This is a genomic window from Paenibacillus sp. FSL H8-0261, from assembly GCF_045040645.1.
Taxonomy (GTDB): Bacteria; Bacillota; Bacilli; order Paenibacillales; family Paenibacillaceae; genus Paenibacillus_AQ.
The window spans coordinates 5,060,113-5,075,270 of record NZ_CP150297.1; the positions used below are offsets into that span (position 1 = coordinate 5,060,113).

11 protein-coding genes are annotated in these 15,158 nt (G+C 43.8%); 1 reads left to right on the top strand and 10 read right to left on the bottom strand.

Translation table 11 applies throughout. From position 1 onward, the window contains the following. Window positions 1–11: 11 nt before the first annotated feature. The 4 genes from MHI27_RS22585 to MHI27_RS22600 form a co-directional block, all read right to left on the bottom strand. Entirely contained in the window at window positions 12–1,805 is a 1,794-nt protein-coding gene (locus MHI27_RS22585; protein ID WP_405174748.1) for a sensor histidine kinase, read from the bottom strand. 556 nt (window positions 1,806–2,361) lie between these two features. Further along, window positions 2,362–2,997 carry a beta-phosphoglucomutase gene (pgmB, locus tag MHI27_RS22590; protein WP_076300843.1) on the bottom strand — a complete coding sequence of 212 codons (636 nt, stop codon included), beginning with the start codon at window positions 2,995–2,997 and terminating at the stop codon, window positions 2,362–2,364. Window positions 2,998–3,029: 32 nt separating this feature from the next. After that, entirely contained in the window at window positions 3,030–5,312 is a 2,283-nt protein-coding gene (locus MHI27_RS22595; RefSeq protein ID WP_405174749.1) for a glycosyl hydrolase family 65 protein, read from the bottom strand. After that, window positions 5,309–7,615, bottom strand: coding sequence for a glycoside hydrolase family 65 protein (locus tag MHI27_RS22600; protein WP_405174750.1), 2,307 nt, complete (start codon window positions 7,613–7,615; stop codon window positions 5,309–5,311). Before MHI27_RS22600 ends, MHI27_RS22595 begins: the two co-directional genes overlap by 4 nt. Window positions 7,616–8,033: 418 nt before the next feature. On the opposite strand from MHI27_RS22600, the gene MHI27_RS22605 reads away from it, so the two are divergent. After that, a complete protein-coding gene (locus MHI27_RS22605; protein WP_042129903.1) occupies window positions 8,034–8,759 on the top strand; it encodes a Crp/Fnr family transcriptional regulator in 726 nt (241 codons plus the stop codon). A gap of 270 nt (window positions 8,760–9,029) precedes the next feature. On the opposite strand, the gene MHI27_RS22610 is transcribed toward MHI27_RS22605, so the two are convergent. From MHI27_RS22610 to ric, 6 genes are all read right to left on the bottom strand, one after another. Continuing rightward, entirely contained in the window at window positions 9,030–9,821 is a 792-nt protein-coding gene (locus MHI27_RS22610; RefSeq protein ID WP_042190547.1) for a formate/nitrite transporter family protein, read from the bottom strand. A 52-nt stretch (window positions 9,822–9,873) separates the two neighbouring features. After that, window positions 9,874–10,194, bottom strand: a complete 321-nt coding sequence (locus MHI27_RS22615) for a nitrite reductase (NAD(P)H) small subunit (RefSeq protein ID WP_405174751.1) — start codon at window positions 10,192–10,194, stop codon at window positions 9,874–9,876. Window positions 10,195–10,226: 32 nt separating this feature from the next. Then, window positions 10,227–12,650, bottom strand: coding sequence for a nitrite reductase large subunit NirB (nirB, locus tag MHI27_RS22620; protein WP_405174752.1), 2,424 nt, complete (start codon window positions 12,648–12,650; stop codon window positions 10,227–10,229). Between the two features lie 218 nt (window positions 12,651–12,868). Next, the gene (locus tag MHI27_RS22625; protein ID WP_405174753.1) at window positions 12,869–13,579 is read right to left on the bottom strand and encodes a hypothetical protein; all 711 of its coding nucleotides are present in this window, start codon (window positions 13,577–13,579) and stop codon (window positions 12,869–12,871) included. 205 nt (window positions 13,580–13,784) lie between these two features. Next, entirely contained in the window at window positions 13,785–14,057 is a 273-nt protein-coding gene (locus MHI27_RS22630; protein WP_405174754.1) for a hypothetical protein, read from the bottom strand. A gap of 327 nt (window positions 14,058–14,384) precedes the next feature. Next, window positions 14,385–15,134, bottom strand: a complete 750-nt coding sequence (gene ric / locus MHI27_RS22635) for an iron-sulfur cluster repair di-iron protein (RefSeq protein ID WP_405174755.1) — start codon at window positions 15,132–15,134, stop codon at window positions 14,385–14,387. Window positions 15,135–15,158 lie beyond the last annotated feature (24 nt).

Below are 15,158 nucleotides of genomic sequence, written 5' to 3' on the forward strand. Positions count from 1 at the left end.
GCTCCCCTTCCTTAGTCCTGATTCTCCGATTTCGGAAGCTTAACTGTTACTAGCGTTCCGCCTTCTGTACGAGGGGTATAGCTGATGCCATAATCAGAGCCAAAATGTAAATGAATACGCTGGTTAATATTGCGGATACCATAACCGCTAGTGGGATTGGGGCTTTCATCATTCAATACAGCTTCTATGGCTTCATAGTCAACAGACTTATAGCCGTTATCTTCAATAGAGATCCTAACGGTTTCATCCTCACATACTGCAGTAATGATGATCTCGCCATCCTCGCCCATATTTTTAACCCCATGAATAATAGCATTTTCTATTAATGGCTGCAGCGTGATTTTTGGAATTAGGTTGCTTTTCGTATCCGGGTGAATATTCATCACAACTTGAAATACATAATCATAACGGTGCTGCTGTAGCTTGATATAGGCCGTTGCATGCTCCAGCTCTTCTTCAAGGCTGATCAGCTCCCTTCCCCGACTAAGACTGATCTTCATTAGTTTGGACAATTCCTTGATCATCTCGGCGGATTCGACATTTCCTTCTAAAGAGCTTTTCCAATAAATGCTCTCTAGGGTGTTGTAAAGCAAATGAGGGTTGATTTGTTGATATAGAAGTTGAAGCTGGGATTCCTTCTGTTTAAGCTCCATCTGATATTTGTATGTGATTAATCCGTTCAGCCTTCGGGCCATATCATAAGTAGAAGCAATCAGCACACTGACCTCATCGTTACTCCCCCTCCGTGGTGTCTCTGGAACTCGATTACCCGGCTCGTATTTTCGCACGAAAAAAGCCAGCTTTTGCAAAGGAGTCATTAATGAACGCCAGAAGTACGTAATCATAATTAGTCCAAATACTGCATAAGCCACGGTGATGTATTGAATAACACTTTTCATTTCATTCTGTTGCTGCAGTAGCGCCTTTACCGGAACTTTGTAGACCAGTTTTTGTCCAAGCGCATGGTTATTGTTAACCACATAGATAAAATCGGAGGTAATCACATCCACTGTACCTTCCAGATCCTCGGCAACAACCGTCTCCGGCAACGCAATTACTTCCCCAGTATTATTCGTAGTGGAGGCGAGAACACGATTGTTTAAGTCTGTTAAGTAAATTTCGCCGTCAGGCAAAGAGATCGATTTGAGAGATTCTCCAATTTTTGAGTCCATTTTGGTGATGACCAAAACCCCTATAGTCTCCGCTTTTCTGGAAATGTTGTTTACAGCTCTCATGTAAGTAAGTGTCTTTAAATTCTCCGCTTGTGCGCTTAGCCTCTCCGTGAACTTCAGCGAGCCGCGTCCTTTCTTCTGAACAACCTCCTCAAACCAGTAAGGCTCTTCGGCTTTAGAAAAGAAATAAACTCCCGCCTTCTTAACCTGTGGAAAATTGGGAGCGAAAAAGTAATAATCATTCGGATCGTATATATAAAGGGAGTAATAGATGCCATCACCACGTTCAGCCCCCTGAGAGTAACTGACCAACAGCTTCTCTATTGTCTCATATCGTTTGACCCGCTCCAGTATGGTATCCGAGCCAGTCATATTCATTTGCTGAATCAGAGGATTTTGAATCACGGTGGTAGTGATCTTATTAACTGTATCGATATCCCGATTAATGATCGTAAAGTTCTGCTTGTTCAATTCCACATATGCATTCGTAACATGGCGCTTCAGTATTTGCTCTGCCTTCAAATTCCCATATATGTTCAAAAAGAAAATAGGAGAAATCATAATCAGGAATAGTAGGATGAGCTGCTGCTTGACGCTCAGCTTTCGAATCAATCTAATCAGCCTAGACAACACTATAGTCACACCTCCGGGTTAAATAACTATATCAAAGGGATAAACGCTTACATATGTTCATTTTAAAGTTTTTTATGGTCATTTGTATGTAGTTTTTTTCTGTTGTGCGGATTATAAGAGCATGGTGATATAGACGTCACTGCGTGGAGCGTTTGGGCTTACGATCGCTGTTATCCTCAGATTTCCTGATTTTATACCGCTTGGCGGTAGAAATCCGAGGATAAAGGCGACCACTTCGTTTCTCCAGCTCCAAACCTCCACTCCGCAACTCCATCACCGCGATTCTTAAAAAACAAAAATAGAAAAATAGGGCGGGAGAGTGAAGGCCACTGCGTGGGGCTATGAGAGGTATTATTCGCCTCTGCTTTACACTGTTGTGGGCTTCACATTTGTTGAGCCTTTGGATGAGCGATTGGATTACCCAATGAGCGACATTACTACTTGGTGTGCGCAGTTGTACTTGATAGCTAAATACACAGCGTGAGCACAGGAATTTAAAGCAAAAAAAACGACCCCACAGTAGCATCAGCTACTTTGGAGTCGGTCCCCTTTTTATTTAACTCAACAACTCATACAATCCTTTTACAACCATATCGGCTTCCTTCAGCACTTCCGGCTTACCTATGCCTACTACCTTCATACCTGCAGCCTTACCTGCTTGAACGCCCGCTTCCGCATCCTCAAACACGACACATTCGTCCGGCTGTAAGCCTAGCTCCTGACCAGCGATCAAGAATACCTCCGGGTCCGGTTTGGCAAGTGACACTTTGTTACCGTCAACTACGGCATCGAACAGATCCGTAATGTTCAGCTTATTCAAAATAAACTCTGCATTCTTACTAGCTGAACCTAACGCAATTCCAATTCCGCGCGTTCTCAGTCCAGTTAAGTATTCTTTGACCCCAGGAAGCAGTTCCGACTCCTCAAGCTTAGAGATGTACTCTACATATAAGCGATTCTTCTTCTCCGCCATCGCAAGCTTTTCCGCTTCTTCAAATTGTAGGCCACCAACTTCCAGAAGGATATCGAGCGATCTCATCCGGCTCACGCCCTTAAGACGTTCGTTATCCTCCTCTGTAAATGTAAAGCCTAGCTCGTCAGCAAGACTCGCCCAAGCCAAATAATGATATTTGGCCGTATCTACGATAACGCCGTCCAGATCGAAAATGGCACCCTTCATATTTTGCAACATGGATTTACTTCCTCTCCGTTGTTAGTTAATGTCTATACTGTTGTTTCAGCCAAGGTTAGCCGCAAGCTCTCACCTGCACCACAGGACTTTCCTTCTCCGCCTTGTACCGAGAACACCAGAGTCCCGCTGTAGTCGGCTGCTGTGGAAACTGTAACTTCATCCTTGCTGATCCGCAGCTTAAAGGTATTCCCCCGAAGCGTAACCGGAAGCTCAACAGACTGCCAATGTTTAGGCAGTGAAGGTTTGATATGGACAGTTCCCCCATCATAATCCAACCCTGCAAAACCAAGCACTGCAGCCATCCAAGCACCACCGTTAGCGGCTGGGTGGGTACCACCGATATAAAGATCGCCTACGTACTGCTTAGATTCTCCCGTGAGATCAACAGTAGCCGTGCGCATAAAATATGGATATCCCCAATCCGGCGATCCAATATCGGCAGCTACCAAAGCGTAGATACAAGGACTAAGACTTGACCCATGCTCGGTGCGCGGTTCGTAGAATTCCCAGTTCGCTTGTTTCACTTCCTTGGTGAAGGAATGTTTGAATAGATTCAACATCAATACGACATCTGCTTGCTTCAGTATTGTTGTGGTTGTGGCTAATCCATTACCGCCACCCAAATACTCATTTTTGTTAAGTACACGGGATTTCAAATCTGGCAGCCTAACATCTTCTAAGGTGAAGTAACGGTCGAATTGTTCGATGACAAGACTGGCAGGGTCTGGCTGCGGAACATAGAAGCTATCCAGCATAGCTTTGAACTCTGTCAGAAACGGACCTTCGCTAAACTCTGTAGAGAGTTGATTGTACACTTCCGGATACTTATCTTGCAGCAATTCTGCTGTGCGCAAGGCAATCTCCAGTGTCTCCTTAACCAGAGCATTCGTAAAAGCATTATTGTTCACACGCTCATGATATTCGTCTGGACCTGTTACATCTAGAATCTCGAAGCGTTCTTTTACTGAATTATAGTAAGCATAAGAGTAGAAGAACCGGGCACATTCCCAGATCACTTCCGCCCCTCCGCTAGTCAGCAGACTCTCGTCACCTGTAAATTGAACGTATTTCCAGATCCCATGTACAACATCCCCACTGATATGAACCTGCTTATCACGGAAATAAGTCCGCATTGGTCGACCGGTAAATACATCATTCACATTAAACAGTGTACAAGCATCGTCTCCTGTATCCTGACTTTCCCAAGCATAGAATGCTCCCAAAAAACCATATTCCGCGGCCTTCCGGCGAGCTCCGTCCAAGGTATGAATCCGGTACATCATCAGGTTGCGAGCAACCGTTGGATCAGTATGCAGGAAGAAAGGCAGCATAAACATCTCCGTATCCCAGAATACGGCCCCTTTATAGACCTGACCCGATAAACCTCGAGCCGGGATAGAAACCTTTTCCGAAACTGTAGGTGCAATAATTAACAGCTGATAAATACTGTATCTTAGAGCAAACTGGGCATCCTCATCGCCTTCGATAATGACATCGCTAAGCGACCATCTTTCTTCCCATTGCTGGCGATGAGCCTTTAATAACTCGTCATAATCGAGCGCTTCAGCAGCTAGGACAGACTTTACTGCTTCTGACTCCGGCACACTAACATCAAGTCCAGTATATACCGCAACGTACTTAAACCATTCATAGGTCTCACCCGCACGCGCTTCAAAAGAAATCCGGCGAATACTAGCGCCCTCATCCAGTTGCTGATCTCCGAAATTAAATACGGCTCTCTCCGCCACAACTACCGGAATGTTCAATTCTCCACTAGTGGAGGAAGAGACTAGTACCTCACCCTGTGACTTTACTTTTTGACCATAGAGGTGGGGACCATTGATATCCCATACATCTACGTCAATCCCGGTCTCAATCACAATTTGGCAGTCCTGTGTACTATGGATAGAGTATTTACTAACGAGCAGGTGAAGATTGTCCTGGCTTACGAAACGATCTGCTGTAAATGTCAACATCCCACCATCAGATAGACTATAGCCAGTGCTCCGATGATGAATGGCACTACGAATATTCAGCTCCTGAACATGAGAGCTCGGTTCACGCTCTAGCACACTTAAAGGTTGACCGTTGCAGACAATCTTGGCCCATAATCCATTTGGAGCATTGACAGGTTCTCTCCACTTATCTCCCGCTTTGTCATATAGACCAGCTAAAGTTACGGCAACTAACTCAGTTTTACCGAATTCCTCAAGAGTCCCGCGATACCCCATATAGCCATTGCCTAACATATATTTGTTCCCGTTCGTCGTCACAAGTTGCTTGTCAAAACAGCTATCCCTAACCGCCCAGCTCATCGAGCCAACATCCCTTCACCTAGCGGAAGCATCGTCCCGGATGCGTCCACCGTAATTGACTGACCATACACTGTAATATCAGTGCTACCCCCATTAATTGCGGTGAGCGTTACTGAAGTCTTGTTGACCAAAATACGTAGTAATACCCCTTCATACATCACTTGGAAGCTATACTCGTTCCAGCGCTCCGGCAATGAAGGCTGGAAGGACAAACGATCCCCATCTGAACGCATACCTCCAAAGCCATACACAATATTCATCCAAGCGGCTGCAATCGAAGTCGTGTGCAATCCTTCGCGTGTGTTACGGTTGTAATTGTCTAAATCCAGTCTTGTCGCAAATTCAAAGAACGAATAGGCTTCTTCTGGCTTACCGATTTCGCTTGCCAGTATGGAATGGATCGAAGGTGAAAGTGAAGACTCATGAATACATCTAGACTCGTAATATTCATAGTTAGCAAGCTTCGCTTCTTTAGAGAATTGTCCATTATATAAGAACATAAACATGAGAACATCCGGTTGCTTAATCATGTCATAACGGTACAATCGATCATACGACCAGTTCGAGTAGAGCGGAAACTCTGTTACAGGAATGGAATGAATATCAATATGTGGCATATCGAAGAATCCATCATGCTCCTCAAATACTCCTGTCACTTCGTCAACCGGAATCTTCATATTGTCTGCTTTATTTTTCCAATCGCTAAGCTCTTCGTCACGGAGTCCCGTCTTTTCCGCAACCATTGCAAAAGCCTCTGGTGCCTGTTCTTTCATTTCACTCAGGGTGTCTAAGGTGTATTCAAATGATTTTTGGGCCATCAAATTAATATAGCAGTTATTATTCACCATCAATTGGAACTCATCAGGACCCATTACGCCAAAATATCCATATTTCCCACTCTGTTGACCCCATTGACCGCGTGTAGCATAGAATCTACTGATCTGGATCAGCATTTCAGCGCCTTTACTGTGCAAGAATTCTTTATCCCCAGTATTTTTGACATAATGCCAGATACCATAGGAAATAGCAGTCCCTACATGAAGCTGAAGATTCGAATGCTGCCAGAGATCACAGCTTTCTGTTCCGTCTATTGTAGCAATAGGGTAGCAAGCGCCATCGCAATCAACATCTTTAGCACGTTGCATAGCCTGAGGTAATGTCTTATATCTAAAGTCCAGCAGGCTCCGAGCGGCCTTAGGATTATTAAACATATAGAATGGTAAGCAATACGACTCTGTATCCCAGAACGCCAAACCACGATACACTTCTCCAGTCAATCCTTTAGCGCCGATGTTGAACCCTGGATGATCACCATGATAAGTCTGATAAAGCTGGAAAATGCAAAAACGAATGCCCTGCTGATTCTCAGGATCGCCCTCAATCCGAATATCACTTGTCTCCCAGATACCATTCCAATATGCCGTCTGATTCGCGAATATTTGAGTATCGCTCAGTTGGCTTGCACTTTCAGCAAGAGCTAGCCCTTTGCTCCACAGCTCTTCAGCTGTATGGGCAGATTCACTATCCGAATAGTTGATAACCAGCTTTGTAAAATGGGTCGCTTTTCCCTGAGCAAGATCCATAGTAAAGCTTTGTCCAATAAATTTCTCATGTTCAACTCGCGTAAGCTGAAGCGGCTGTGAAGATTGTAAAGAAAAGCTAGAGTATAGCTTGTTAGCTGTATTCACTGTTCTCGCCATAATAGCTGTGGTAGATCCTTGTTCTCCACTGCGGAGACTACTCCACATACATTCGCCGCGTTCCTCATGAATAATGCTGAAATCAAGACCTGCACAAATGTCCACGCTGCCCGAGAAATTAAGGGGCTCAAATTCCACCCGCTGTAGTCCCAGATGAGACATCGTCATACTTACCAAGCGTGTAAAGACAACTTTTAAGATTTTTCCATCATCTAGGTGCCAGATTAGCTCCCGCCGATAAGTCCCACTACGAAGATCCAGTTTGCGCACATAATCTGATATCTTACTTTTTGCCAGATCAAGCTGTTCACCATTCACAGTGATCCGCGTATACAGCCAGTCCACCGCATTTACCATATATCTCAGCGAGCGAATAATCCCCTTATAATGATTGCCAATGTCCAATTGTTCATTTAGCCCGTTGAAATAACTGCCTTGCAGGGAATCCCCAGAGTAACCTTCCTCAGCATACCCCCGCACACCCATATACTCATTTCCCAGTGAAAAAATAGATTCCGAGGTCCGATTTCGTTCTGGATCAAAGCCCTCTTCAATAATTGCCCAAGGATCTACCTTAAGATATTTGTCAGCCACTTTAGCCATGTATGATTTCCCCTTCTCCTGGTTTTTGCTCCATTCTCAGGATATCGTTCCATACCCGTTGCGCCAATGTCTGACCTTAATGAAGATGTGTGCATTTATACGGAGTTGAAATCGAACGGATTTCTATATCATGAATTTTTGCAGTATAATATGTAGAATCTAATAAGAGCAAAAAAAACAGCAACAGACCCATTATTTGAGAATAATGGATTGCCACTGCTGATATATAAAGAACATATACTTCTTACTCCTTTTTAGTTAAAAATCATATTACATCTAGCACTTTTGAAGTGAAAATAATCACAATGTTGAAAATTCGACACTTTTAAATGGTTTTTCTTAACCAAATCGAAGATTTTAGAGGTATAATTAATTTAAAATTTACTGAAAAACTGAGGGAATAAAGGGGATGTCGATTATGCTAAAAGAACATTACAATGTCATCGAAGCCCACGGAAATACAAACTGTTTCTCCGAACAGAATTTCAACAGACTTCTTGTTACTATGAAAGAACGCGTTGTTCCAGAGGGTTCACATCTTTTCTGGGAAGGCGACTACTCGGATAAATTGTTTTATATCAAACGTGGACGTGTGAAATTAACTAAATCAACGGATGAAGGTAAAGAACTTATTCTTTATATGTACCAAGCCGGCGATATGGTAGGTCAAGCGGACCCATTCTTCAGCACCAAGCACAGCTTTACTGCAGAAGTGATTGAAGAAAGTGAAGTTGGCGTTATCGAGCAAAAGGATTTAGAAATTCTCATTTGCCAACATTGTGATTTTGCCATCGACTTTATGAAATGGATGGGCATTCATCACCGTCTAACTCAAACGAAATTCCGTGATCTGATGATGTATGGCAAACCAGGCGCACTTTGCTCCACTCTCATTCGACTTGGTAATACTTATGGTGAGAAGAGCAGCGATGGTGAGAACATCCTCATCAACAAAAAAATTACGCATACAGATTTGTCCAACATGATCGGCGCTACTCGTGAGAGTGTGAACCGGATGCTGAGTGACTTGCGTAAAAAAGACGCGGTTGAGTACGAGAACGGTATGATTGTCATCAAGGATCTTGGCATGCTGCAGGAAATTTGCCACTGCGAAATGTGTCCAAACGAGATCTGCCGAATTTAATTCCATTATAATGTACCCTCTATTCTCCTCAATGAAACATACATGACCCAATTATTCTGCACATTATAAAATAGAGTGGTCAAAGGCGCCTAACATAGGCGTCTTTTTTTATCCCACAAGACAAGCAAAAACGCCTTCGGCGTCCCTAATGGACGGTAAGCGTTTATGCGAGAAATATAAGGATAATTTATAGCGTGAAACTTATACTTTCTTATATTTAGAAAAAGAGCTGAACCCGAAATTGGGTCAGCCCTATAACTATATATACTCTTAACGCTTGGTCTGAGTACCACGCACGGGAGAGATCATCCAGTAGGCCATACCGACGAATACGCCACCGCCAATTATATTTCCTAAGGTAACAGGAATCATATTGTGGATCCATCCGGCAATTGTAACGGTGTCAGGGTGATTCGGGAGCAACACAGCAACACTCAGCAGCGTCATATTAGCCACACTGTGCTCATATCCACTCGCAATAAAGGCAAATAAACACCACCAGATTAGAACCAGCTTGGCAGTTTCACTTTTGGCGCGTGAGGCCATCCATAGCGCTAGACAGACCAGCCAGTTACATAGAATCCCACGGAAAAATAGCTCTGAAAACGGAAGGCTCATTTTCTTGGCTGCAGCCGCAAAGATCAGATGCTCTGGGGGAGCCGCACTGAATAGCCCAGTTCCTCGAATCAAAAGTGCTAAAATCACTGCCCCTATCACATTCCCTACAAACACAAGCACCCAGTTCTTGACAGTATCCCAGATACTTGTTCTACCAGCAAGTGTACTAACCGTAAAGAACATATTATTTCCGGTAAACAGCTCTGAGCCTGCAAACACAACAAGAGTCAAGGCAATACCGAAGGATGCACCCATAATGAGGGGTTGGAAAGGCGATTTGGCAGCCGCTAGAGGCGCTCCCAGCGAGAAAATAAGGATAATCCCAATGCCTACATATGCCCCTGCCAAAAGGGCTGCTAGAAAATATCTTGGTAAACTTTCATTCATTTGGTCTCGCTTGCTGACTGCCGCCTCGACAATGTTCTCCACACTTTGAGTAAACATAATACTCCACCCCACCGTTTTCTATTTCATCCTTTACTACAAGCTTCGGTGTCTACAAGCTCACTGTCACAATGTCTCCGACAAGGGAGACTGGATAAGTCATAACGATACCTTGATCCGGTGCCTGAACTTCACCCGTGCGAAGATCTATTTTCCAATCATACAGTGGATCATAAAGAAAGTGACCCGAAACGATCCCTTCCGCAAGCGGCCCCCCTTTTGGATGAGGGCTCCGATTCTCAAGTGCATAGATCGCTCCGTCAGAGGTACGAAATACAGCCAGCTCCACATTTCCAGCAATCACCACACGGCCAATCTGCAGCAGGAAATCCTGTACTGATCCTATTGGATACGTTTGTATTGTCTTATTCATTGGTCTCTCCCCTTCTGTGTGCGTTATATCCGCTAGACTCTTGTTTCTTCAAAAAGCGCAGCACGAGTGCTGCTGTCATTGAGCATTTTTTTCCAAGGATCCGTAACCTGAGTCAGAGCAAAGTCAATCCGTGCGGCCAGCTCTTTGCGGTTATCTTCATTATTCAAAATAACCATTTGAATCCGCTCAAGTCCCATACGCTCAACCCACTCGGAAGTTCTCTCCAAATAATTGCCGGTCTCACGGTAATATTGCATCACTGCGGAGCACACTTCGATCAACTCTTCATCGGTCTTAATTTTGCAGAAGGAGTCTGCGATCCGTGGCTTGATCCCACCGTTACCACCGATAAACACTTCCCAACCACCATCATTTCCAACGATGCCAATATCCTTCGTGCAGGATTCCGCACAGTTACGTGGGCAGCCGTTGACAGCTATTTTAAACTTGGCAGGAAAATCAAGACGTTCATACTTACGTTCTATGAGCGCGCCCATTCCCAGCGAATCTTGTGTGCCAAAGCGGCAGAACTGGGAGCCCACACAAGTCTTAACCGTACGCAGGGATTTGGCATAACCGTAGCCTGAAGGCATATCCAGCTCTTCCCATACCTTAGGCAAATCTTCCTTCTTCACACCGATTAGATCCAGGCGTTGCCCTCCAGTTACCTTCACAACTTTCACGTCATATTTAAGGGAGACGTCGGCGATTTTCTTCAAATCCTCCGGCGTAGTTACCCCACCATACATGCGTGGTATCACGGTGTAGGTTCCATCTTTTTGAATATTGGCACCCATTCTTTCATTTACAAATCGGGATTCTTTCTCATCTTGATGGGTATCAGGGTTCATCATCCCTAGATAATAGTTAATCGCCGGACGACACTTGGAGCAGCCTTCCTCTTGTTTCCAACCGAGTACATTCATGACCTCTTTTGTTGTTTTAAGACCTTTAGCTGTAATTTCAGCAACAATTTCATCACGGCTAAGCGTTGTGCACCCACAAATACCTTGCTTAGCAGCTTGCTGGAAACTGTCACCTAAGACAAATTGCAGGATTTGTTCTACTACGGGTTTACAACCACCACAAGAGCGAGTAGCGCCAGTGCATGCTTTGATCTCATCCACAGTAGTAAAACCATGTTCAGTGACAGCATCTACGATCGCTTTTTTAGTTACACCATTACAGCCGCAGACAATTTCTTCGTCCGCCATTGCTTCTACGGATGTGCTCTTCTTAGCTCCGCCACCGCAGCAGCCTGTTCCCATAACCTCCGTATAAATCTCATCGGTCATTACCGCGCCTTGTTTTACTAGCTTTTGCAGATTCGCGGACTCCGTTACATCACCGAACAAAACCGCACCGACAATCACATTATTTTTGAGCAAAATTTTCTTATAAGTTCTCTTCCATTCATCTTTGCTTGAAATCACAGTGTGTTCAGGAGAATCCAAAAACTCACCTGCAGAAAATACATCCACCCCAGATATTTTAAGCTTCGTGGAAACAATCGAACCTTCATAAGGCTTGGTATCGCTACCACATAAATGTTTAGCTAGAACCATGCCTTGTTCAAATAGTGGAGCCACCAGTCCGTAACACATACCGCGATGCTCAGCACATTCGCCGATGGAATATACATTCTGCATGGAAGTTTGCAAATAATCATCCACCACGATCCCACGATTTACGGAAATTCCACTATCTTTTGCCAAGGTCACGTTCGGTTTGATTCCAACAGCCATTACCACAAAATCTGCAGCAAGCGTACTGCCATCACTAAAACGCAATCCACTTACTCTCTGTTCCCCGCTCAATTCTATCGTTTGTTTGCCCATAGCAAATTTCACGCCTTGACGCTCAAGCTCAGCTTGCAGCATCGAGGAGGCATTCCGATCAAGCTGACGCTCCATCAGATCTTCCATCAAATGAACTACGGTAACATCCATACCAAGGTTCACAAGACCTTTTGCCGCTTCCAACCCAAGCAAACCCCCGCCGATGACAGCCGCTTTGCTGTATTGTTTGGCCGCTGCCAGCATCGCATCACAGTCTGAAATATCCCTGAATCCTACAACGCCCTCTTTATCACTGCCAGGTACAGGTAAAATAAACGAATTCGAGCCTGTCGCAATAATTACCTTGTCGTAGGGGACTATCATCCCACTATCCGTAACAACTTGCTTCGAGCCTTCATCAATTCGTGTGACCGTTGTTCCCGTGTGTAGAGTTATATTATTGTCTTCATACCAATTCCAGTCGTTTAGGATGATATCATTAAGGGTCTTACTTCCTTCAAGAACATAAGACAACATGATCCGATTGTAATTGGGGTGAGGTTCACTTCCAAAAACCGTGATGTCATAAGCTCCTCCCAGCTTCAATATCTGCTCAATCGTACCTATGCCTGCCATACCGTTGCCGACTAATACTAGTTTTTCTCTTATCGTTGTCATGGTTAGGTGCCTCCTCAAGCTTATGAATACCTGATCAATTTCTCTTCTACATATTGGAATTATACGGTTCAAATTCAAGTCGTCATTGTGATTGCAGTCACTTCGATTGTGAATATTTTCACACTTTAGTGTACTGATAATTGTTAGATATCTTTTCCACATAAAAAGCCAGATTAACGATTCTGAACAACCGTTGATCTGGCTTAATGTACGTTTTTTTAGCGTAAAGTCAATAAAATCTCCAATTCATCTTGAGCCCTGAGCTTCATATCCATTCCATCATCGAGTAGTTGTTTTCCGTTCACCTTCAGCTTCCATTCTTCATTACTAAGAGGAGTATAATCGTCGACGGAAAGCACCTTTTTATTGTCATCGGCCAACTGTACGCTACTACAGCTTTTGAGCAAATCTCTTACAGTTAAATCCTCTTCAAATAACATAATATACGTATGATGCAAGTCTACTTCAACACTTCCACCGCTCAAGGTCAGCCTTACAGTTTGAAGTGGTGCTTGATGGTCCTTCGACTTCGCGGTGAAGACTAGCTGTGAATCATACCCTACAGTATTATTCCAATCCGCATTCCCAATGATTTGACCGCCCATCTGAAGCTCCCAAACCATTCCCGCCTCTAGCGAAAAATCCTTTACCGAAACAATGCTTGAGTTATCCTCAGCAAATGTGGCAACATTACTACCTTTCAGTAGCTCCATGATCGATATTCCATTTCTATAACTCCCACTAAGTAACCTATCTGATGGTTTAGTAAGCAGCTCATTAACTCCAACCCTTATTGATATTGTCGGTCCCTCTGATCCTGCCACACCATTATTAGCATTACTATTGCCGTCATTGTTAGTAGAGCATCCACCTATTATGAATACAATGACTAATCCTAACATCAATTTCCACAAAGATCGCATGGGCATCCTGGCACCGCCTTGTCCCGCCTAATGACCATATAGCGTCTCAGGCTTGTAAAGTTATGTATACTGTCTTTTTAAGGATAACTTAAACAAGCCATGTTCTCAAATAAGTAATAACAAGCTTACTTCGCAGTATCTTTAATTATCTCCCCAATGATATTAAAAATTGGCAAAAAACTTTTGAAAGCTAACCTTTATCTCCCTCTTTTTACTCATTCGGCGTCATTTCGCATATTCTGAGGGATTTATCCCCTTCTTTTTGCTCATTTGGCGTCATTTCATATATTCTGGGGGATTTATCCCCTTCTTTTTGCTCATATGGCGTCATTTCACATTTTCTGGGGGATTTATCCCCCTCTTTTTGCTCGTTCGGTGTCATTTCACATATTCTGGGGGATTTATCCCCTTCTTTTTGCTCATTCGGTGTCATTTCGCATATTCTGGGGGATTTATCCCCCTCTTTTTGCTCATTTGGCGTCATTTCATATATTCTGGGGGATTTATCCCCCTATTTTTGCTCATTTGGCGTCATTTCATATATTCTGGGGGATTTATCCCCTTCTTTTTGCTCATATGGCGTCATTTCACATATTCTGGGGGATTTATCCCCCTCTTTCTGCTCATTCGGCGCTATCTCGTAGTCCGCTTTTAAGCAATCCTTCCGCCATCCATCCATCAATCGATCTTACCCATATTTTTCACGATCATTTCTTCTACCTTTTTCAACGGAGTTATCCGCATTTCTTTACTTTCTATAATTCCCTATAAAAAAAGCCCCCTAAGGGACTCTTTAGAACGCTATTCACCTTCACTGAAACCTAGGGAACAATATATTATTCTCCAAATGTACGTGTTCAAAAGTCATACTCTCCAGCTCTTCCAGCCGGGCATATGTCAATCGATAGGTAGTGCAAGCATGCGCCGGTGGAGTGAAATCATCTGTTATACTACGTATTTTTCTCAAAATATCGCCCGCACCATCATGCTCACTCTCCAGCTCAGACAATGACTCACGAAGCGATGTCAGGCCTTCTTGACTAGGATTAGCAGCGTATGTCAACAGCTTAGGAAACTCATCTTCTTCTTCTTTAGCCGTATGCTCAAGTAAATCTTCCTTAAGTGTGTTGAACAAGTTATATAACTCCACCAAATGGGGAGAATCCCCGCCATGCACTCGATACACCTTAGTTACATTTTGGCTAATGAGGGGTAGCTCTTCACGAAGATAACGGTGGTGTTTGTTAATAATATGGTCAATTAACTCTTCTGAAGGTGCAGTATTCCAAGCGATTTCCTCTTGGGGTACTGGATACTCTTCGAACAGCTTGTTTAGATCGCCGATGATTATCTCGTGATCCAGACCACGCTCAGCAGCTGCATCAGCAAGAGGTTTAGCTCCACCGCAACAGAAATCAATCCGTTTTGCTTTGAAATAATCTGCCGCTTTAGGGAACTGTAATACAATATCCCTCACTAGTGCATCTGGGGTAAACCCAGCCTGTACCGATTGTGCTTGCTTCGAATCCGAAATACTATTATTAAGTTGTTTAGTTTCCATTATAGCTCCTCCTTGGGTTATGGG